Below are 21,478 nucleotides of genomic sequence, written 5' to 3'. Positions count from 1 at the left end.
CACGTACATCTGAGTATCGTCAGGGCGAGCCGCGTCATGCCGCGAAACCGCACTGCGAGGCTGAGAATGGGCAACATCGTGTGGCGAGTCAATCAAACGGAGAGAAAAGCCCCTTCGATCGACCAACTCTTACTACCATATTACCTCAAAAGCGATTTGACAGCTTTGTTCTGCCACGCGACGGGCCGACATGTCGGCCCGTCAATGCCGGAGCCATTGGATCGGAGCAGGCCTCAACTGCCTTCCGGCTCGTTCATCGTCGCCGGAATCACTGTCGAGGGCTTGGGCTTCTCGCGGAAGAGCATGCGCACGATCAGGCGAATGGTGACGTAGAACACCGGCGTGAGGAAGAGGCCGAGGAAGGTCACTCCACTCATGCCGAAGACGACCGCCGTGCCGATGGCCTGGCGCAGTTCCGAGCCCGGACCGGTGGCGATCATCAGCGGCACGGCGCCGAGGATGAAGGCGAAGGAGGTCATCAGGATCGGCCGCAGGCGCAGCCGGCAGGCCTCGACCACCGCCTGCCAGGGCGTATCGCCATGGTCTTCGCGCTGGCGCGCGAACTCCACGATCAGGATGGCGTTCTTGGCGGCGAGGCCGATCAGCATGACGAAGGAAATCTGCGTCATGATGTTGTTGTCCATCACCTTGAACCACCAGCCGCCGAACAGAGGCAAACCGCGAGCCATGCCGCCGAGCAGCGCCGCCAGGATGGAAAGCGGCACGATCAGGATGATGGCGAGCGGCAGCGACCAGCTTTCATATTGGGCAGCCAGGAACAGGAAGACGAACAGCACGGCGATGCCGAACACGAAATAGATCGTGTTGCCCACCGAGCGCTCCTGGAAGGCGATCTCGGTCCACTCATAGCCGACCCCTGGCGGTAGTACCTCGGCGGCTGCTTTTTCCATCAGGTCGAGCGCCCTGGTGGAGGATACGCCGGGCATGCCCGAGCCGCTGATATAGATGGCCGGGTAAAGATTGTGGCGCATCACCGTATCAGGGCCGGTGCGTTCCTCGAAGGAGATCAGCGAACCCAGCGGCACCAGGGCGCCGGTGGTGCTACGCACCTTCAGGCGGGCGAGGTCTTCCTTGTTGAGGCGGTCACGCCCTTCGGCTTGGGCATTCACCTGGAAGGCCCGGCCCAGCCGCGTGAAGTCGTTGACATAGGCCGAACCGACATAGACCTGCATGGCCTCGAAGATGTTGCCGATCGGCACGTTGAGCATGCGCGCCTTGACGCGGTCGACATTGACGAAGAGCTGCGGCCCGTTGTTGGACAGCGTGGTGTAGACCTGCGTGAGGCCCGGCGTCTGATTGGCCTTGCCGATCAGGGCATTGGCGGCCTGCATCAAGGCTTCCGGCCCGACGCCGCCGCGATCCTGTACCTGCATCTTGAAGCCGGCGCCGGTGCCGAGGCCCTGGATGGTGGGCGGCGGAATCACGAAGACGAAGCCCTCCTCGATGGCGAAGACGCGCTTTTGCAATTCGCCCACGATGGCCTGCGCCGACAAGCCTTCCTTCAGGCGTTCGTCGAACGGCTTGAACGGCACGAAGATGGTGGCGGCATTGGAGGCGGCGGTGAAGGTCGCGCCCGAAAAGCCGGCCACGCCGATGACATGGGCGACGCCCGGGCTGCCCGCCGCAATCTGCTGGGCCTTGCGCACCACCGCGTCGGTGCGCTCCAGCGAGGCGCCGTCAGGCAATTGCACCACCACGATGGCATAGCCCTGGTCCGAGTCCGGCACGAAGCCGGTCGGCACCCGGGTATAGACGTGCCAGGTGGCAAAGAGCAGGCCGCCATAGATGAGAAGGAATACCAGCTTATGGCGGGCGGCAAAGCCCACCGTGCCGCCATAGCCACGCGACAGCCTGTCGAAGCCACGGTTGAAGGCATCGCCCGCTCCCCGCAGCCAGCGCAGCAGGAAGAACCGGCTCTTGTGATCGGCATCGTGCGGCTTGAGCAGGAGGGCGGCGAGCGCAGGCGACAGGGTCAGTGAGTTGAAGGCCGAGATCACCGTAGCCGCCGCGATGGTCACCGCGAACTGCTGATAGAACAGACCAGAGATGCCAGGAATGAAGGCCGTGGGCACGAACACCGCACACAGCACCAGGGCGATGGCGATCACGGCGCGGCCGACCTCGTCCATGGTGACATGGGCAGCCCGATTGGGCGTCATGCCATCATGAATGTTGCGCTCGACATTCTCCACCACCACGATGGCGTCGTCGACCACGATGCCCACCGCCAGGATCAGCCCGAACAGAGTGAGCATGTTGAGCGAGAAGCCGAGCCCCGCCATCACCGCAAAGGTGCCGATGATCGAGACGGGAATGGCAATGATCGGGATGATCGCCGCCCGCCAGGACTGCAGGAAGACGAAGACGACGATCACCACCAGCACGATCGCCTCAAAGAAAGTCTCGTAGACGGCCTCGATGGAGGCCGAGACGAATTCGGTGGGGTTGTAGACGATGGAATATTTCAGTCCCGGCGGAAACGCCTTGGCGAGATCGTCCATCTTAGCCTTGACGCGATCGGCGGTGGCCAGCGCGTTGGATCCGGGCCGCTGCAGCACGGCGATGCCCACTGTGGACTGGCCGTCGAGATAGAGGTTGGAACTGTATTGCTTGGCGCCAACCTCGACGCGGGCGACATCCCTCAGCTTCAGCAGGCGGCCGTCCGGCGTCGATTTGATGATCACGTTCCGGAATTGCTCGGCGTCCTGGAAGCGGCCCAGGGTGGTGACCGTGATCTCGCTGGTGGTGTTGTTGGGCGAAGGCTGGGCGCCGAGCGTGCCGCCCGAGACCTGCACGTTCTGTTCGCGCAAGGCCTGTACGACGTCGCCGGCCGTCAGGTCGAAACTGGCCAGCCGGTTCGGATCGAGCCAGACGCGCAGCGAGGGCTCGCGCAGGCCGAAGGCGAAGGTCGAGCCGACGCCGTCGACGCGGGCGAGGATGTCGTTGACGTTGAGGATGGCATAATCGGAGATGCCATAGTCGCTGAGCGAATTATCCGGCGAATAGAGCGTGACGATCAGCAGGAAGTCTGAGGAGGACTTGTTGACCGTAATGCCCAGCGCCCGCACCTCGGCCGGGAGGCGCGGCTCGGCAGAAGAGACACGGTTCTGCACCTGCACCTGGGCGATGTCGAGATCGGTGCCGGTAGCGAAGGTGACTGTGATCTGCAGCGAGCCGTCGTTGGTGGCCTGGGATGTCTGGTAGATCATCCCCTCCACGCCGTTGATCGACTGCTCCAGGGGGGCGGCCACCGTTTCGGCGATGGTCTGGGCATTGGCGCCGGGATAGGTGGCGTTGATCACCACGGTCGGTGGGGCGATCTGCGGGAACTGCGCGATCGGCAGTCCGACATAGGAGACGAGCCCGATCACCACCGTGACGATCGAAACGACGGCGGCAAAGATCGGGCGGTCGACGAAGAAATGGCCGAATTTCATGAGCTGCGCTCCCGATCAGTTCGGGTCGGGAACGAGCGTCTCAGGCACGTCCAGCTTGGTGGGTTGCGGCACGACCTCGCCGCCCGGGCGGGCGCGCATCTGGCCATTGATCAGCACCTGGTCCTCGGGCTTGAGGCCCGACTTGATCACGCGGAAGCTGCCGAATTTCGGGCCCAGTTCTACCGGGCGGATATTGGCGATCTTGTCGGTGCCGACCACGATGACATAGCGCCCTTGTGCCGACTGGCCCACCGCCACATCGGGCACGACCAACGCCTCATAGGGTTCGCCGATGGTGATGCGAACGCGCCCGAACAGGCCGGAGGTGAGGAAGCCGTCGGCATTGGCGATCTTGGCACGCGCCGTGACGGTGCCGGTCTGGGCGTCGACCTGCGGTGCGAGATAGTCGAGCGTGCCCTTGTGGGAGAAGGTCTTCTCGTCCGACAGGCCGATCTCGGCCGTCAGCGCGGGCTCGGTGCCACCAGCATCCATCTTGTGCTTGGAGGCCCGCTGATAGGCAAGGTAGCTCGCCTCGTCGAAGTCGAAGTAGAAATAGATCGGGTCGACAGCGACGATCGACACCAGGGGCGAGGTCGAGTTGGCTACCACCAGATTGCCGCGCGATACCAGCTGACGGGCGATCCTGCCCGAGATCGGTGCGGCGATGGTGGCATAGTTGAGGTCGAGCTTGGCCGTTGCCAGTGCCGCGTTGGCCGAATCGATCGAGGCCGCCGCTTCCTGATAGGCCTGGAGGTTGGCCTGGTAGGTGGCATCGGTAACGTTGCCGGTCTTCCTCAACGCCTCGGCACGCGCCAGATTGGCCTTGGTCAGGTCGATCCTGGTCTGCGTGATCTTCACCTGGGCGGCCGCCTGGTCGACCGCGGCCTGGAACGGGCGCGGATCGATCGAGAACAACACGTCGCCCTCCTTCACGAGGGACCCTTCCACGAAGCTCGACTTGTCGAGATAGCCGGTGACACGCGAGGTGATGTTCACCTGCGGCCAGGCCTGGAAACGACCGGTGAACTCGACCGATTCTGTGATCTTGCGACTGACCGGATTGGCCACCGTCACCGGCATGGCCGGCATTTGCTGGGCGAGCGCGGTGCCCACCCCCTCGAGGGCCGCCAAAGCCAGTACGCCGGCGGCCAGCCGACCTATTTTGCGACGCAACCTCGACATGAACATCCTCGCAAGCAAGCACCTCAGCCAAACCGCCCGCATGGCTAATGGCCTTGTCGCGGGCACTGGAGCTGGCGTCTGAAAATCCTGCAGGATTTCCCAGCCTGCACCCATCAGGGCAGGTTCGGAGATCCTGTTCAGCGCTCGGCCGGCCGGAATCGGGGCAGAATCGCCGTGTGGGCCTTATAGTATGATAATTCTTACCGCTTTGATCCAATCAAGATCGGCGCCCTGCAACCGTGAGTTGGGACTTGATGCAAATCCGCAACAGGCCCGCCGCTTCTCGCGCCAGTACTTGACGCCGGCGGACCCACATTCCGGCCATTTACAAGCCAAGCGCATCAATCCCTTCCCGAAAGGGGCGGGGTTTGACCCTGTCCTGGGAGCAGCATCGGGCCTGAGCCAAGCTCGCCCGCAAAAAGGTCAGGGTGTCGTCCCCTCGCGCCCGATGCTCTCATAGCGAAAGCCGTGCCGCTTCATGTCGTCGAGCCGGTAGATGTTGCGCAGGTCGACGATCACCGGCCGCGTGAGCAGGCTTTTGACCCGTTCGAGGTCAAGCGCCCGAAACTCGTCCCATTCGGTGACGATCACGGCAACATCGGCCCCGTCGAGGCAATCATAGGCGCTGGAGCGATAATCGACATCGCTGAGGGTCTTGTGCGCCTCCTCCATCGCCTGGGGATCGTAGGCGCGCACCCGGGCGCCCTTGTCCTGCAGGGCGAGCACGATCGGGACCGAGGGGCTGTCGCGCATGTCGTCGGTGTTCGGCTTGAAGGCGAGGCCGAGCAGGGCCACCGTCTTGCCGGCGATGTTGCCGTCGAGGGCCGCGATGACGCGGCGTGCCATCGCCGCCTTGCGGGCATCGTTGACGCCGACCACCGCTTCGACGATGCGCAAGGGCACGCCATGTTCCTGGCCGGTGCGCAGCAGCGCCAGCGTATCCTTGGGAAAGCACGAGCCACCGAACCCCGGACCCGCATGCAGGAATTTGGAGCCGATGCGGTTGTCGAGGCCGATGCCGCGCGCCACTTCCTGCACATTGGCGCCGGCCTTCTCGCACAGATCGGCGATTTCGTTGATGAAGGTGACCTTGGTCGCCAGGAAGGCGTTGGCGGCATATTTGATCAGTTCGGAGGTGCGTCGATCCGTGAACAGCAACGGCCCCTGGTTGAGATGGAGCGGGCGATAGACCTCGGCCATCGCCTCCTTGGCCCGCTCTTCCTCCGTGCCGACTACGATGCGGTCCGGACGCTTGAAATCCTCGATCGCCGCGCCCTCGCGCAGGAATTCAGGGTTCGACACCACGCTGACATCGGCATCCTGACGGACTTCGCGTATCAGCCTCTCGACTTCGTCGCCGGTGCCGACCGGTACGGTCGACTTGGTAACCACCACGGTGAAGCCTTCGACCGCCGCCGCGATCTCCCGCACCGCGCCATAGACATAGGATAGATCCGCATGCCCGTCGCCGCGGCGCGAGGGTGTGCCGACGGCCAGGAACACCACGGCGGCATCGCGGACGGCGGGCGCAAGCTCGGTGGTGAAGGACAGGCGCTTCTCACGCACATTGCGGGCCACCAGATCCTCGAGGCCCGGCTCGTAGATCGGCATGCGGCCGGCCAGCAGGCCCTCGATCTTGGCCGGATCCTTGTCGACGCAGGTGACGACATGGCCGAAATCGGCGAGGCAGGCCCCCGTCACCAGGCCGACATAACCCGTACCGATCATTGCAACGCGCATGACATCAATCCTGTTTGGACGACCAATCCGTCAGACGCGTGTCTACAAAAGGCCCGGCGACATGCCAATGACGAAAAAAGAGAGGAACTCCGTTGGAGAGCCCTGCTCAACGCCTCTATGCCCCCAACCGCAGCGACCAGCCCCGGCCGGATGGCCTGAGATCGGCTGTCGCCAACGGGGCGGCATCGATACGCCAGAAGGAACGAGCCTCGGCCCCGAGGGCGCGAACGACCGCGGCGCGCAACACCGAAGCGTGGGTAACGGCGAGCGTATACCCCTCGAACCGCCTGCCATCGAGCCAGGCGCCGACCCGCGCAATCAGGGTTGCAACACTCTCTCCGCCATGCGGGCAGGCATCCGGATCGGTCAGCCATGCCCGGAGCGCCTCGGGTTCGGCGGCCGCTACCGCGTCCAGGGCAAGCCCTGCCCAGCGGCCATGATCGCATTCGCGCAGGGCTTCATCGACCTCAGGATCATGGCCGAGGGCCTGCGCGGTCTGGCGAGCCCTGAGCGCCGGGCTGCTCAGGATGCGGGCCGGCCTGCCGAAATGCCCTTCCAGCTTCCGCGCCGCAGCCAGCCCTCTTGCATCGAGCGCCTCATCGAGGGGAAAACCCGCTGCGCGCACCGCAGGCGTAGCCCCATGGCATAGCAGGATCAGGCGTGGTGTCATGACGGCAGTTCCCAAGACTTAGAGTGCATGATTCGACCGAACCAATCGGATCATGCTCCCTAAGTTTTTGTTTCAACGCATGGTATCGTCCAAAAAGTCGCGCAACTTATGCTCTAAGTCGCTTCCGGAATATTGACATGTTCGTGACTTGGGCTCTTATGGAAGGGCTTTGCCAAGGGTGGGAAGCCGGTGTGAATCCGGCACGGTCGCGCCACTGTGAACGGCGGCGCTTGGGCGCTGTCCGGAAGTCAGACCTCTTCCAAGGCAGCATGACTCGTAGCGGGACGCGTAATCCCAAGGAGCTTTTCATGACCACCGCAACTCTGGCACCCGTCGCCCAGCAGCCGATCGCCATCCCGGTCCGCGAGATCTTGCCCTGGGCGCTCTTTACCGTGCTCCTGGCCGTACTCGCCATTTATTTCGTCGGCGCCGAGCAAGGCGCGACCTCGCTGATTCCCGGCGTCTACATCCACGAATTCGTGCACGACGCTCGCCATCTGCTCGGCTTCCCCTGCCACTAGGGCGCATAGGCAAACGACATGGTTAGATCGCTTTTGATCCGGGGGATGCTGATAGGCATCCTGGCCGGACTGTTGGCGTCTGGCTTCGCCTGGGTCTTCGGTGAACCACAGGTCGATGCCGCTATCGCCTATGAGGAAAGCCACGCGGTCGCCGCCGCGCCGGCGCCATCCGCAACGCCGGCAACCTCCCAGTCGGCCGCAGCACATGAACATGAGGAAGACCCGGTCAGCCGGCCGGTGCAGTCCAGCTACGGCCTCATGACCGGCATGGTCGTCTATGGCGCAGCCCTCGGCGGCATCTTCGCTTTGGTCTTCGCCTTCGCGCAGGGACGGATCGGCACGCTCAGCCCGCGCGCGACAGCAGGCCTGATCGCCATCGCCGGCTTCGCTGCAATCAAGCTGGTGGCGGAGATCAAATATCCGAGTAACCCGCCGGCCGTTGGCAATCCCGACACGATCGGCCTGCGGACCGCCTTCTATTTCGGCATGATCCTGCTCTCCCTGGTGACGATGGCGGCCGCCCTGGGCACGGCGAACCGGCTCGCCGCCAGCCTCGGCCGCTGGAACGCCAACCTGGTGGGGGCTGCCGCCTATCTGGTGGTGATGGTGGTCGCCATGCAGATTCTGCCGGCCGTCAACGACATCCCGGCGGATTTCTCGGCCACGGTGCTATGGAAGTTCCGCGTTGCCTCGCTCGGCATCCATGCCGTGCTATGGGCAACGCTCGGGATCGCCTTCGGCGTTGCAGCACAGAAGCTGCTGCAAACCTCCGCCAGCCGCTGAAAAAGGCCAACCGACCGCGTCAAACGTCGCATTTTTACAACACCGGCCCGGTTTTGGGCCGGTTTTCAAAATTTCTTTCATTTCGCACTTGCGAAATGAACGCATCAGGATCACTTTACGGACGTGGTGGATGCGCGTTTGCGCTCCCCCACTGCCCTCCTTGGGCGTTTCCTCCCTAAGACTTGGGCCGCCATTCGGCGGCCTCTTTCTTTTTCGGGTCAGCAGACCCCATATTTCAAAATCTGCAGCGGCATTCCGCCTCAATTAACCCCAGAGCAAAGCGCGTTCAGGTATGAACGCTTGTTTGCTCTCACTGTTTGGTTCCAAGCCAGTCCTTTGGATCGGCTGGAGCGTCCTTGCGATTTGACATGCTTCACTCAAATTACAAAACGCTCTTGCGTCCAAGCTCATGCTTGCCCATTTGTGTTCACCCTCGCATAGTGTGTCATTATGGATCTGGACTCGCCCTTGTTTGATCGCATCCGGGTGCGCCCAAGGGCCGAAGAGGTCCAGCCGGCGAGCGTACAGCTATGCGAACATGCCGGCTGCCGAAACGCCGGTGAATTTCGCGCGCCCAAGGGGCGCAACCGCGAAGGCCAGTTCTGGCATTTCTGCCTGGGGCACGTTCGCGAATACAACAAGACCTACAATTATTTCGCAGGCCTGCCGGACGACTCGGTGAGCGCCTATCAGCGCGATGCCGCCACAGGCCATCGCCCGACCTGGACGATGGGCGTCAATCCCTGGGCCAAGAAGCGCGGCGAAGGGCCGCAACCTGGCCCGGAGATCCATGACGGCTTCGGCTTCTTCGAGGGCGAGCACGGCTTCGGACGCACGCAGAGTGCGCCGGAACCGGAAAGGCGACGCCTGAAATTGCTGGAACGCAAGGCCCTCGAAGCGCTCGATCTGCCGGAAACGGCCAGCGGCCCCGAGATCAAGGCACGCTACAAAACATTGGTCAAACGCCTCCATCCCGATGCCAATGGCGGGGACCGATCCAGCGAAGATAAATTGCGCGGGATCATCCAGGCCTATAATACGCTGCGTAGCGCTGGGCTCTGCTGAGCGCCCGCACCACCGGCGAGACTTCCAGGTTTGGAGCGCGTTCCAATCCCGGGGATCCCCGCCCGACCTCGAGCAAAGCGCGTTTAGACGGAAACGCCTTTTTGCTCTAGCTCTTTGGTTCGACGCGTCTTTGCGATTCTTGGTGATTCCACCAAATCACAAAACGCTATGGAGACGACGCGGAATTTTCCATGCCCGCCTGGCGAGACTGGGAAATTCGGTGGGGCCAGTACCGCCGGCCCGCTGGAACTGATTGTCGGCTGCGCCGTCCTGGCGCCAGCCAAGGAAGGCATAATGACTGACGCAACGACACCGGCCAATCTGCCGGACATCATGGTTTCGGCCAAAAAGCTGTTTGGTTTCGACACGGATCTCGAAGTACCGGCCTATTCCCAGTCCTCCGACCACGTTCCGGACCTCGATACCGATTATCTTTTCGACAAGCCGACGACCCTGGCGATTCTGGCGGGCTTTGCCCATAATCGCCGCGTGATGGTGACGGGCTATCACGGCACCGGCAAGTCGACCCATATCGAGCAGGTCGCCGCCCGGCTCAATTGGCCTTGCGTTCGCATCAACCTCGACAGCCACGTCTCGCGTATCGACCTCGTCGGCAAGGACGCCATCGTTCTCAAAGACGGCAAGCAGGTCACCGAATTCCGCGACGGCATGTTGCCCTGGGCCCTGCAGAACAACATCGCCCTGGTGTTTGACGAATATGATGCCGGCCGCCCCGACGTGATGTTCGTGATCCAGCGCGTGCTGGAAATCTCCGGCAAGCTCACTTTGCTCGACCAGAAGCGCGTGATTCGCCCTCATCCGGCCTTCCGCCTGTTCGCCACCACCAATACGGTGGGCCTCGGCGACACGTCCGGTCTCTATCACGGCACCCAGCAGATCAACCAGGGCCAGATGGACCGCTGGTCGATCGTCACCACGCTGAACTATCTGCCGCATGACAAGGAAGTCGACATCGTGCTGGCCAAGGCCAAGCACTACCAGAAGAGCCCGAACGGCCGCGACATCGTCAACAAGATGGTGCGCGTGGCCGATCTCACCCGCAATGCCTTCATGAATGGAGACCTCTCCACCGTGATGTCGCCGCGTACGGTGCTCACCTGGGCCGAGAACGCCAATATCTTCCACGATATCGGCTTTGCCTTCCGGGTCACCTTCCTCAACAAGTGCGACGAGCTCGAACGCAGCCTCGTAGCCGAGTTCTACCAGCGCGCTTTCGGCGCGGAGCTGGCCGAGAGCTCGGTGAACGTCGCGCTGACGTAACATCGGGTGTGCCGGTCTGCCCAGCCCCATCAAGTGATGGAGCTGGACCGGCATTGCAGCGGCGCGGGCAAGAAATGCCGGTCTGAAGACCGGCACACCAACAGCGCCGACGCCCGCGCTCCCAGGATCGACAGGGATCATGACGACAAACCGCAAGCCCGGCGAAAAGCCCAAGGATGTTCCCAACGACGCCTTCAAGCGTTCGGTGGCCGGGGCCCTGCGCGCCATCGCCCGCAAGCCGGATCTCGAAGTGACCTTCGCTTCGGAAAAGCCGATGCTGATGGCGGACAAGGCGCGCCTTGCCGAGCCGCCGCGCAAGCTCGACGCCCATGTCGCGGCGATCGTGCGCGGCCAGGCCGATGCGATGGCCCTGCGGCTCGCCTGTCACGATCCGGCCGTCCATCGCCGGCATGCTCCCCAGAACGAGCAGGCGCGCAGCGTGTTCGATGCGGTCGAGCAGGCCCGTTGCGAGGCGATCGGCTCGCGCCGCATGACGGGCGTGGCCAACAACCTCACCGCCATGCTGGAGGACCGCTATTTCCGCGGCGGCAAATATGAGGACATCCGCGCCCGCGAGGAGGCTCCGGTCGAGGATGCCCTCGCTTTGATGGTGCGCGAGAAGCTGACCGGCCTCGCTCCGCCGGAGCCGGCCCGCAAGCTGGTGGATCTGTGGCGCCCGCTCATCGAGGAAAAGGCCGGCAAGGATCTGGCGCGCCTCGACAGCGTGATCGAGAACCAGCGCGCCTTCGCCCGCGCCATGAACGACCTCCTGACCCATATGGGCCTGTCCGAAGAGGCGCAGGCCGACACGGATGACTCCGACGATCGCGACAATGACGCCGAGAGCGAGCAGGAGGGCGAGAACCAGGAGAACCAGGGCGAGGTCCAGGACGATTCCGACTCCATGAAGCTCGAGGAAACCGAGACCGAGGACGAGGATTCCCAGGACGGCGAGACGCAGGATGCGGAGTCGCCCTCCTCCGACATGCCCGACGACACCGAGACCGGCGACGCCGAAGAGGCTGCCCAGCCCTGGCGGCCGCCCGAGCATCGCGACAACGAGCGGCGGGCCAGCGACTATCGCGCCTTCACCACCCGTTTCGACGAGATCGTCGAGGCGCCCGATCTGTGCGACCCCGAGGAGCTCGATCGCCTGCGCGCCTATCTCGACAAGCAGCTTTCCAGCCTGTCGGGCGTGGTGGCACGCCTGGCCAACCGGCTGCAGCGCCGCCTGATGGCCCAGCAGAATCGCTCCTGGGATTTCGATCTCGAGGAAGGCATGCTCGACCCGGCGCGACTGTCGCGCGTCATCATCGATCCGACCTCCGCCCTCTCCTTCATGCACGAGCGCGACACCGATTTCCGCGACACGGTGGTCTCGCTGCTGATCGACAATTCTGGCTCGATGCGCGGACGCCCGATCACGGTGGCGGCGACCTGTGCCGACATCCTCGCGCGCACGCTGGAGCGCTGCGGCGTGCGCGTGGAGATTCTCGGCTTCACCACCAGGGCCTGGAAGGGCGGGCAGTCCCGCGAGAGCTGGCTGCAAGCAGGCAAGCCGGCCTCCCCGGGCCGTCTCAACGATCTCCGGCACATCGTCTACAAATCGGCCGATGCGCCCTGGCGCCGCGCCCGCAAGAATCTCGGCCTGATGATGCGCGAGGGCCTGCTCAAGGAGAACATCGACGGTGAGGCGCTCGCCTGGGCCCATCAGCGCCTGCTCGGGCGCTTCGAAAGCCGGCGCATCCTGATGGTGATCTCAGACGGCGCCCCGGTCGACGATTCCACCTTGTCGGTCAACACCGGCAACTATCTGGAGCGCCATTTGCGCTGGGTGATCGAGGATATCGAGACCCGCTCGCCGGTGGAGCTGATCGCCATCGGCATCGGCCATGACGTCACGCGCTACTACAAGCGCGCCGTTACCATCGTCGACGCCGAGGAGCTCGGCGGCGTCATGACCGACAAGCTCGCCGAACTCTTCGAGGAGACCGGGTCGTCGGGCTCGCGCCGAGCGGCGGCGTGAGCTCCGGACAGCAATCCCTCTGGCATCGGGCCCTGTTCGGGCCGATGCCCCTGGCCTATCTCTTGGGCGCGATCTGCGGCGGGCTCTATCTCGTTGCGGTGCTGGCGACGGCCTGGTTCGCGGGCTCGCCCGAAAATCTGGGGCGGATACTCTGGCAGCCATCCCAGGAGATCCTCTACACGCTCGGCACCGGCGGCCAAGTCCCCTTCATGCAGGGGCGACTATGGACACTGTTCACCGCGCCCTACCTGCATGCCAGCCTGCCCCATCTGGCGCTGAACCTGTTCTCGCTGCTGCAGGTCATGCCGATGGTGGAGCGGAGCTATGGGCGGCTGCAGGCCTTCGTGATCTATGCCATCGGTGGAATTGCCGGAGCAGCCGCCTCGGTGCTGTGGGGCGAACCCTCTTCCCTCGGTGCTTCCGGGGCCGTGTTCGGCCTGCTCGGTGCCATCCTATTCTATGGCGCCCGACGCGGCGACGCCTTCGGCCGGGCCCTGATGACCAACGCCGCCTTCTGGGCGGCCCTCAATTTCCTCTATGGGCTGCTCAATCCCGGCATCAGCAATGCCGGCCATTTCGGCGGCTTTCTCGGCGGCCTGGCTGCGGCCATGCTCATCACCCGGCGCATCGGTCCCTTCCAGGAGCCTCGTCGCCTTGCCTTTACGCTGGCGAGCCTCGCTTTCCTGTCTCTGACCTTCGGGCTCGGCAACACAGCCTCGCTGGCCTGGCAATTCGGTGCCGATCGCCAGGGGCTGACAACGCGTCGCCTCGACGATCTGCAGGATCGGGCCAACCAGGCGCTCGCCGCTGACCCAAGCAATTTGGATGCCCTTCTCCTGCGTGCCAGTATCCTCGCCCAGCGCGACGACTATGTCGCCGCATTGCGCGATGTCGATATCGCCATCAAGGGCGGGCGCGACAACGCCGCGGTACGGAATCTGAGGGCCTGGTCCCTGTTCAAGCTCGGGCGCGCCGAAGAAGGCCTGCCGGATGCCGATGCCGCTCTCAAGGCCGAACCGAATGACGCCGCCATTCTCGACACCCGCGCCCATATCTACGAAGCCCTGGGCCGGCGCGAAGAGGCGATCGCCGACTATAGGGCCGCCTTGAGCCAGGATCCGACGATAGCCGAAAGCCAGGCCGGCCTGAGACGGCTGACCAGCGAGGATTGAGGGCACCTCGGCGCCTGGATATGACAATAGCCGCGCATTTTCTCAAACGTCTCATCCTCTAAGCGCTCTTGATCTCGCTGACGGAGGTCAGCGCACGCCGCAAGACCCCCGCATCGCTGCAGAAGGCGGTCCCCTGCGCCGCATCGACCAAGGCAATCCCGCCAGTAAGTTGGCCCGGCCGCGTTTCCTGAAACGCATTCCGGGCGTAGCTGAACGCGATCGAGGTCGCGCTTTGCGGCGAAACATGCCCCTACCCAGTATCTCGATGCATTTGCAGGCATGCGACTACGGGGCCAGAATTTCGATGAAGGCATGGATCATGGTTTGGGCGGTCGCCCTTTGCGCCACGATGATGGCGCAGCAGGCGCCGGCCGCCGATGGCGGTGCCGGCGTCCGCCGGATTGCCGCTCCTTCCAGGGAGCGCGGCACCGATCTCGAGGTAACGGTATGGTATCCTGCGCAGCCTGGCGGCGAGCCTGTCGTGCTCGGTGACGGCGTGTTCTTCACGGGAACGCCCGCACGGCGCAACGCCCCCATCGCGCCGGGGAAATTTCCGCTGATACTGCTCTCCCATGGGGCCGGCCTGGCCGGCAATGCCCAAGCCCTGAGCTGGATTGCGGCCCCCTTGGCGGAGCAAGGCTTCGTGGTGGCGGCTCCCACCCATCCCGGCAATACCGGGGCGAACAGATCCGCCGCGGAGACGATGAAACTCTGGCTCAGGCCCGCCGATATCAGCGACAGCCTGGATGCGATGGAGGCGGAGCCTTTCTTCAAGGATCATTTGAAAGCCGGCGACATCGGCGTTCTCGGCCTCTCCATGGGCGGCAATACGGCGCTGGCCCTGGCCGGCGCCCGTATCGATCCCAAGCTCCTAGCTGCTTATTGCGACACCGATCGGCTGAATCCGTCCCTCTGCGATTGGGTCCGGCAAAGCGGCGTCGACCTTCACGCCCTGGATCTGCAACCGGCTGGCCGGAATGGTCGGGACAGGCGCATCCGCTTTGCCATGGCGATCGACCCGGCCCCTATCGATGTCTTCGACTTCGCAAGCTTTTCGAGCATCGACATCCCGGTTGCGCTCGTCAATCTCGGCCGGGCCGAAAGCATTCCGGCGACGGCACAGGCCGCAGGGGTCGCAAAAGCCATCCCCGTCTCGACCTATGCGACGATCGCGGATGCCAGCCACTACAGCATGTTCGCACTGTGCAAGCCGGGCGCGGCGCAGATCGCCGAGGCGGAGAATGTGGGGGATCCGATCTGTTCGGACGGCGGGGGCCGGTCACGACAGGCTGTCCACGCCGACTTGATCGAAAGGGTGGTGGCCGGATTCAGCCGGGCATTGCGAACCGCCCCCTAGAGCACCGGTCCCGATCACGGAATTGGATGCATCGAGGGCAGAACACTCTAGCTGGCGTTCCGCCCTTCCCTGTCTCGATGCTTATCGGACACCGCCCGAGACGGCCAGCACCTCACCGGTCAGCCAGCCGGATTCGCCCGAGGCCAGGAAGACCGCGACAGGCGCGATGTCGCCGGGCTGGCCGATGCGTCCCAGCGGCGTCTGGGCCACGGTCTGGTTCTCCAGATCGCCGCCGATGAAGCCGGCGGCATGCACGCCCTCCGTCTCCACCATGCCGGGGTTGATCGAATTCACCCTGATCTTCTTGGGGCCGAGTTCCTTGGCCAGCACCCGCGTGATCGAGGTCACCGCCCCCTTGGTGGCGGTGTAGACCGACGTGGCCGGGAAATTGACGTCGGTCGCAACCGAGCCGATATTGATGATGCTGCCGCCTTCGGGGCCGAAATGCTTCTCGGCCTCCTGGCTGGCGAGCAGCAGCCCAAGCACATTGGTGTTGAACTGGCGATGGAACTCGGCTTCCGTCACCTCTTCAAGCGGTGCAAAAGCGTAGACACCGGCATTGTTCACCAGCACGTCGAGCTGGCCATAGGCCTGCCTGGCCTCCGCGAAGATCTTCTTCACCTCCTCCGCCTTGGAGACGTCGCCCTTGACGGCGATCGCCTTGCCGCCCTTGGCGGTGATCTCGGCGACGACCTTCTCGGCTCCGTCCCGGCTCGAGGCATAGTTCACCACGACGGCGGCGCCCTCGGCCGCCAGGCTCTTTGCGATACCCGCGCCGATACCCTTCGAGGCACCGGTCACCACGGCCACCTTACCTGCCAATCTGCTCATTGAATGTCTCTTGGTTCGAATGACGATGTTTCGATATTTAGATAATCATCGAAATGAAACAAGATCGAGGGGATGGGAAATTCTGCTGGACGATTGCCACGGGTCCCTTTCGGTCATCGATGGGCAGGCGTCCGCAGGCTTAAAGGCTGGCCAGCTCGCGCAAATAGGCATCCAGCATCTCGCGCTTGAGCACGAGAGTGGCGAATTTGCCCTCGCGCACGATCTCGATGAGACCGGCGTTCTCGAGTTCCTTCATGTGATGGGAGAAGGTCGCCGGCGTGATCTCATGCTTCTGCAGCATGCAGGCGCAGGCCATCGAGCCGCCCTGCCCGGCGATTTCCTTGAGCATCTGAAAGCGGCGCGGCTCGGCCAGCGCCCTGGCGATCAGGGTGCATTGGCGCTCCGTCAGCGCGACTGGCGCGGTCATGGTCATGATGAAGCCTATATCATGCCTGCCACGACCTCGCGCAATATCACGGTACGCACGGCTTGCGGTAAACGGAGCGCGCCCCCACTTTGCCTTGATTCGGCCTTGTCCTTCCGCTCAACATCACCGATGTCCCTGTCTTCGCTTCCCCTTCCCCTGCGCTTTGCCCTGCGCGAATTGCGCGCCGGTATCCGCGGTTTCGGTATCTTTCTGGCCTGCCTCGCCCTCGGCGTCATGGCGATTGCCGGGGTCGACGCCATCTCCAGCGCCCTGTCGGACGGGCTGCGCAGCCAGGGCCGGGTGATCAATGGCGGAGACATCGAGTTCACCCTGGTGGGCCGCGAAGCCAGTCCCGAGGAACTCGCCTTCATCGGTCAGCAGGGCCGCCTCTCGATCGCGGCGAGTACGCGGGCCATGGCGCGGACGCCGGACGGACAAACCGCCCTGGTCGAGATCAAGGCGGTCGACCAGGCCTATCCCCTGCTCGGCGCGGTCGAGTTCGGCCAGGGCAAGGCGCTGTCATCAACCATCGGAGGCCAGGGCAGCCGGGTCGAGGCAGCCGCGGACGCCGCTTTGTTCGCCCGGCTCGGCCTGCAGCCGGGCGCCGGCGTCACCGTCGGCAATCTGAGCGTCACTCTGGCCGATCGCCTCATCGGCGAGCCAGACAAGATCGCCGGCGGCATTTCCTTCGGGCCACGGCTGATGATCACCCTGGACGCCCTGCGTGAAAGCGGCCTGATCCAGCCGGGATCGCTGATCCGCTGGCGCTATCGCCTGGTCCTGCCGCCGAATGTCTCGCCGGATGCCATCAGGCAGAAGGCCAATGAGGCCTTTCCCCAGGCCGGATGGGAGGTGAGAACCCGTGACGACGCCTCACCGGAACTCCGCCGCGGCATCGAGCGCTTTACCATGTTCATCACCCTCGTCGGGCTGACGGCCCTGCTGGTGGGCGGCGTCGGCGTCGCCAACGCGGTGCGGGCTTTCGTCGAGCGCCAGCGCGACAGCATCGCCACGCTGAAGACGCTGGGGGCCGGCGCCAATCTGGTCACCGGCATCTACCTCACCCAGACCTTGCTCCTGGCCGCCCTCGGCATCGCCATTGGCCTTGCCGCCGGCGCCGCCCTGCCCTTCATCCTGGCCTATGGCTTTGCCGACTATCTGCCACTGCCGATCACGCCGGTGCTCAACCCGGCGGGACTGGCGCTCGCTGCCCTCTATGGCCTGCTCACGGCCCTCGCCTTCTCGCTGCTGCCGCTGGGACGGGCCAGGGACATCTCCGTATCAGCGCTGTTCCGCGATGCCATCGCCCCGACACGGCGCTGGCCCGCGCCGACTGTGCTGATCCCGGCCGGGCTGGCCGTCGCAGCCCTGATCGCCCTGGCCGTATTCTTCGCTGCCGACCGCAGGGTCGCCCTGGTCTATGTCGGCTCCGCGCTCGGCGCCTTCATCCTGCTGCGCGTGGTGGCGAGCCTCCTGATGGCTTTGGCCCGCCGGCTGCCCCGTCCGCACAACACGCCGCTGCGCCTGGCTGTCACCAACATCCACCGCCCCGGTGCAGCCACGCCTTCCGTGGTGCTGTCGCTCGGCCTGGGCCTGTGCCTGCTGGTGGCGCTGACCCTGGTCGACGGCAATATCCGCCACCAGCTCTCCGCCGCCATTCCAGACAAGGCGCCGAGCTTCTTCTTCGTCGACATCCGCCGCACCGATGCGCCCCGCTTCGACGCCTTCCTCAAGCAGGCCGCTCCGCAGGCGACCAGCGAGCGCGTTCCCATGCTGCGCGGGCGTATCGTCAGCGTGAAGGACGTGCCGGCGGAGAAGATCAAGCCGCCGCCGAACATCGCCTGGGTACTGAGCGGCGATCGCGGCGTCACCTTCACCGATGCGGTGCCTCCAGGCTCACGCGTGGTCGAGGGGCAATGGTGGGGTCCCGATTATACCGGTCCGCCCTTGGTCTCCCTGGAGCAGGAGGTCGCGCACGGCCTCGGCCTCGGCGTCGGGGATCCCATCACCGTCAATGTGCTCGGCCGCAACATCACCGCCAAGGTCGGGGCGCTGCGCAAGCTGGAATGGCAGAATTTCGGCATCAATTTCGTGCTGGTCTATTCGCCGAACACCTTCAAGGGCGCACCGGTGACGGATATCGCCACCCTGACCTTCCCCCATGGGGCGGGTGATGCCGTCGAGCTCGGCCTGCTCAAGCAAGTCGCCGATGCCTTCCCGATGGTGACGGCCGTGCGTATCAAGGACGCGCTGCAGAGCTTCGCCGATCTCGCCGGCCAGCTCGCCATGGCGATCCGGGCCGCCGCCGCCATCGCCCTGGTCGCCTCGATCCTGGTGCTGGCCGGGGCTCTGGCCGCTGGGCAGAGCAGCCGGCTGTACGATGCCGTCATCCTCAAGGTGCTCGGCGCCACGCGCGGGCGCATCCTGTTCGCCTTCATTCTCGAATATGGCCTGCTGGGCCTCGCCACCGCCCTGTTCGGCGTGGTTGCCGGCACGGCTTGCGCCTGGCTGATCGTCACCTATCTGATGAACTTCAGCTTCACCTTCCTGGCCGGACCGGCCTTCGGCGCCGCTTTCGGGGCCCTGGCGCTGACCATCCTGTTCGGACTGGCCGGCACCTGGCGCATCCTGCGTCAGAAACCGGCCTCTCATCTGCGCAGCCTCTAGGCTGGAACGGCAGGTGTTCGGAAAAGCAGGCGTTGAAGCTGAAGTTCAGGGAGCGAAGGTCGATCGCCCCAGGGCTGCATGCCGGCAACATTGCAAGCAATTCACTTAACTGTTTCAATCGGAAGCACTACATAGATGGTAGCTTCTGCGGCAAGTGCCGCTTTTGGAGAGACACATGGCTTTCAATGATCCTCGTTTCTCGGCCGGCACCGTCTCCGACGTCCGCGCCGGAGCACCGGCGATCGATCAGGGCCTGCGCGCGTTCATGCTCGCGGTCTACAACCACATGACCCTCGGCGTGGCGATCACCGGCCTGGTGGCGCTCGGCGCCTACATGGCTTCGGGGATCGTGGTCAACGCCGATAACAAGATCGTCGAGTTAAGCCCGCTCGGTATGTTCCTGTTCAACAGCCCGTTCCAGTATGTCGTGATGCTGGCGCCGTTGGGCATGGTGTTCTGGATGAATATGGGTGCCGAAGGTCGATCCGTTCAGACCACGCGCATCCTATTCTACGTGTTCTCCGCGCTGATGGGCCTGTCGCTGTCCTCCATCTTTCTGGTCTACACACATGGCTCGATCGCCCGCGTCTTCTTCATCTCGGCTGCCAGCTTCGGTGCCCTGAGCCTCTACGGCTACACCACCAAGCGTAACCTGACGGCCCTTGGGGCCTTCCTGATGATGGGCCTGGTCGGCCTGCTGCTCGCCAGCCTGGTCACCATGTTCTGGCCGACCACTATGGGAACTTTCCTCATAAGCGTCGCCGGCGTCGGCATCTTCGCCGGCCTGACCGCCTACGACACCCAGATGCTGAAGTCGCTCTATGTGGACAACGCGCACAGCTTCAGCCGTGACGAGGGCGAGAAGCTCGCCGTCCATGGCGCGCTGACGCTCTATCTCGACTTCATCAACCTCTTCATCATGCTGCTGCGCCTGCTCGGCGACCGCCGCTGATCCCTGAAGAGTTTGGTACCGATTGCGCCGGCCGGGGTCCTCCCCGGCCGGTTTTGTTTTGGCGATCAGAACCGTTGATCGGCCAGATGTGCTGCCGCCGCCCCGAATTCGAGGCCGGCTTCCCGCCATCGCCTGAACCGCCGTCTTTCCGGTTGGCCGATCGGGAGCGGCAGATCCGCTTCACCGACCGCGCCGGCAATGAAATCGGCCGCCAGCATGCCGAAGGCCGTACCGGGTGCGATGCCACGACCATTATAGCCGCCGATCGTCAGCATGTTCTCGCCGAGCCATTCGATTCGGGGCAAATGGTCCCCTGTCATGCCGATGACGCCCTGCCAGGCCGTCTCCAGCTGGAGAGGCCCGATGTGAGGGAAGACTTTCGCCAGCATCCGCCTCGCCCAAGCCCGATGAATCGGGCCCCCTGGGCCCCTCAGCGCCCCGACCGAGCCGATGATCAGCCGTCCCGCCCGGTCGAGCCGGATGGCGGAGATCAGCCTGCGCGTATCGATCAGGGCCTGTTGCGAGGGCAGTATCGTCCGTCTCTGCTCCGAGCCCAGCGGCACCGTCGCGACATTGAAGAAAGGCAGGCGGAGCTGAGCCTCGCGCTGCGGCGCCAAGGCGCCGATGCTGTAGCTTTCGCCGGCCACCAGTACCCATGATGCGGATACCGAGCCCCGGTCGGTGGCGATACACCAGGCCCGGTCGCGGCGCACCAGCCGCCGCGCAGCACTGGCGGTGAAAATGCGGGCGCCGGCATGGGAGGCGGCGGTGGCCAGCCCCCTCGCATAGGACAGGGGCTGGATGGTTCCGGCCCGTCGGTCTTCCAACGCGCCGGCGAAGCACGGACTGCCTGTGCGGGCTACCGTTTCCAGGGCTGCCAGGCGGTTGATCGTGATGCCGCGAACAGCCCATTGCCGTGCGCGCTCCTCGATCTCGGCCAGGCCGGCGGCTCCGACGGCACAATGCAGCGTGCCGTTGCGCTCGGCCTCGCAGGCGATGCCATGTCGCGCGATCAGATCGAAGACACGGGCCGGAGCTTGTCCCAGGCAGTCGATCAGGCGCTCGCCGTGACTGGGACCGAGACGCCGGACGATCTCGTCTGGCATGACCCATAGCCCCGCATTCACCAGGCCCGAATTCCGCCCGGCTCCTCCGAACCCGATCTGTTCGGCCTCGATCAGGACGACATCCACGCCGATCTCGGCCAATCGCAATGCAGCCGATAGGCCGCCATAGCCGCCGCCGATGATCGCGACCTCCGCCTTCACCGCGCTGGACAGCGAAGGGAACGGGCGGATGGGCGCAGCCGTCGTCTTCCATAGCCCATGCGTATCGGCCATGCAGGT

At 64.4% G+C, this 21,478-nt stretch carries 16 protein-coding genes and 1 riboswitch; of the genes, 9 read left to right on the top strand and 7 right to left on the bottom strand.

The genetic code is table 11. The annotated features are described in order from the left end of the window. Positions 1-233: 233 nt before the first annotated feature. The 4 genes from ACN6KF_RS24010 to ACN6KF_RS23995 form a co-directional block, all read right to left on the bottom strand. Positions 234-3,458 carry an efflux RND transporter permease subunit gene (locus ACN6KF_RS24010; RefSeq protein WP_434959266.1) on the bottom strand — a complete coding sequence of 1,075 codons (3,225 nt, stop codon included), beginning with the start codon at positions 3,456-3,458 and terminating at the stop codon, positions 234-236. Positions 3,459-3,473: 15 nt separating this feature from the next. After that, positions 3,474-4,640 (bottom strand): efflux RND transporter periplasmic adaptor subunit, encoded by a 1,167-nt coding sequence (locus tag ACN6KF_RS24005; RefSeq protein ID WP_434959265.1) that lies wholly within the window; start codon positions 4,638-4,640, stop codon positions 3,474-3,476. 423 nt (positions 4,641-5,063) lie between these two features. Then, the gene (locus ACN6KF_RS24000) at positions 5,064-6,380 is read right to left on the bottom strand and encodes a UDP-glucose dehydrogenase family protein (RefSeq protein WP_434959264.1); all 1,317 of its coding nucleotides are present in this window, start codon (positions 6,378-6,380) and stop codon (positions 5,064-5,066) included. A gap of 115 nt (positions 6,381-6,495) precedes the next feature. Next, positions 6,496-7,050 (bottom strand): histidine phosphatase family protein, encoded by a 555-nt coding sequence (locus tag ACN6KF_RS23995; RefSeq protein ID WP_434959263.1) that lies wholly within the window; start codon positions 7,048-7,050, stop codon positions 6,496-6,498. A gap of 132 nt (positions 7,051-7,182) precedes the next feature. After that, positions 7,183-7,328, top strand: a riboswitch (cobalamin riboswitch). 30 nt (positions 7,329-7,358) lie between these two features. Here ACN6KF_RS23995 and ACN6KF_RS23990 point away from each other — a divergent pair. From ACN6KF_RS23990 to ACN6KF_RS23960, 7 genes are all read left to right on the top strand, one after another. Beyond that, positions 7,359-7,571, top strand: coding sequence for a CbtB domain-containing protein (locus ACN6KF_RS23990; protein WP_068284091.1), 213 nt, complete (start codon positions 7,359-7,361; stop codon positions 7,569-7,571). Between the two features lie 18 nt (positions 7,572-7,589). Next, positions 7,590-8,354, top strand: a complete 765-nt coding sequence (locus ACN6KF_RS23985) for a CbtA family protein (protein ID WP_434959262.1) — start codon at positions 7,590-7,592, stop codon at positions 8,352-8,354. A 468-nt stretch (positions 8,355-8,822) separates the two neighbouring features. Further along, positions 8,823-9,419 (top strand): J domain-containing protein, encoded by a 597-nt coding sequence (locus ACN6KF_RS23980; RefSeq protein WP_434959261.1) that lies wholly within the window; start codon positions 8,823-8,825, stop codon positions 9,417-9,419. Between the two features lie 294 nt (positions 9,420-9,713). After that, complete coding sequence (gene cobS, locus ACN6KF_RS23975) at positions 9,714-10,700, top strand: cobaltochelatase subunit CobS (RefSeq protein WP_149252575.1); 987 nt, start codon at positions 9,714-9,716, stop codon at positions 10,698-10,700. A gap of 136 nt (positions 10,701-10,836) precedes the next feature. Then, entirely contained in the window at positions 10,837-12,726 is a 1,890-nt protein-coding gene (cobT, locus tag ACN6KF_RS23970; protein ID WP_434959754.1) for a cobaltochelatase subunit CobT, read from the top strand. Next, positions 12,723-13,898 carry a rhomboid family intramembrane serine protease gene (locus ACN6KF_RS23965; RefSeq protein WP_434959260.1) on the top strand — a complete coding sequence of 392 codons (1,176 nt, stop codon included), beginning with the start codon at positions 12,723-12,725 and terminating at the stop codon, positions 13,896-13,898. The genes cobT and ACN6KF_RS23965 overlap by 4 nt, the downstream gene beginning before the upstream one ends. 304 nt (positions 13,899-14,202) lie before the next feature. Further along, a complete protein-coding gene (locus tag ACN6KF_RS23960; protein WP_434959259.1) occupies positions 14,203-15,255 on the top strand; it encodes an alpha/beta hydrolase family protein in 1,053 nt (350 codons plus the stop codon). Between the two features lie 81 nt (positions 15,256-15,336). Here ACN6KF_RS23960 and ACN6KF_RS23955 read toward each other — a convergent pair whose 3' ends face one another. Next, positions 15,337-16,086 carry an SDR family NAD(P)-dependent oxidoreductase gene (locus tag ACN6KF_RS23955; RefSeq protein ID WP_434959258.1) on the bottom strand — a complete coding sequence of 250 codons (750 nt, stop codon included), beginning with the start codon at positions 16,084-16,086 and terminating at the stop codon, positions 15,337-15,339. 139 nt (positions 16,087-16,225) lie between these two features. Next, a complete protein-coding gene (locus ACN6KF_RS23950; RefSeq protein ID WP_434959257.1) occupies positions 16,226-16,519 on the bottom strand; it encodes an ArsR/SmtB family transcription factor in 294 nt (97 codons plus the stop codon). Positions 16,520-16,642: 123 nt separating this feature from the next. Here ACN6KF_RS23950 and ACN6KF_RS23945 point away from each other — a divergent pair, with 123 nt between their 5' ends. Together ACN6KF_RS23945 and ACN6KF_RS23940 are read left to right on the top strand one after the other, a co-directional pair. Beyond that, positions 16,643-19,180 carry an ABC transporter permease gene (locus ACN6KF_RS23945; protein WP_434959256.1) on the top strand — a complete coding sequence of 846 codons (2,538 nt, stop codon included), beginning with the start codon at positions 16,643-16,645 and terminating at the stop codon, positions 19,178-19,180. A gap of 175 nt (positions 19,181-19,355) precedes the next feature. Then, a complete protein-coding gene (locus ACN6KF_RS23940; RefSeq protein ID WP_434959255.1) occupies positions 19,356-20,132 on the top strand; it encodes a Bax inhibitor-1/YccA family protein in 777 nt (258 codons plus the stop codon). A 65-nt stretch (positions 20,133-20,197) separates the two neighbouring features. On the opposite strand, the gene ACN6KF_RS23935 is transcribed toward ACN6KF_RS23940, so the two are convergent. Next, entirely contained in the window at positions 20,198-21,472 is a 1,275-nt protein-coding gene (locus ACN6KF_RS23935; RefSeq protein WP_434959254.1) for an NAD(P)/FAD-dependent oxidoreductase, read from the bottom strand. Between the last annotated feature and the right edge of the window lie 6 nt (positions 21,473-21,478).

Source organism: Labrys methylaminiphilus subsp. lupini (genome assembly GCF_051161885.1).
GTDB lineage: Bacteria > Pseudomonadota > Alphaproteobacteria > Rhizobiales > Labraceae > Labrys.
The sequence above is the reverse complement of the archived record's forward strand: the minus strand, read 5'-3'. Positions and strand labels throughout refer to the sequence as shown.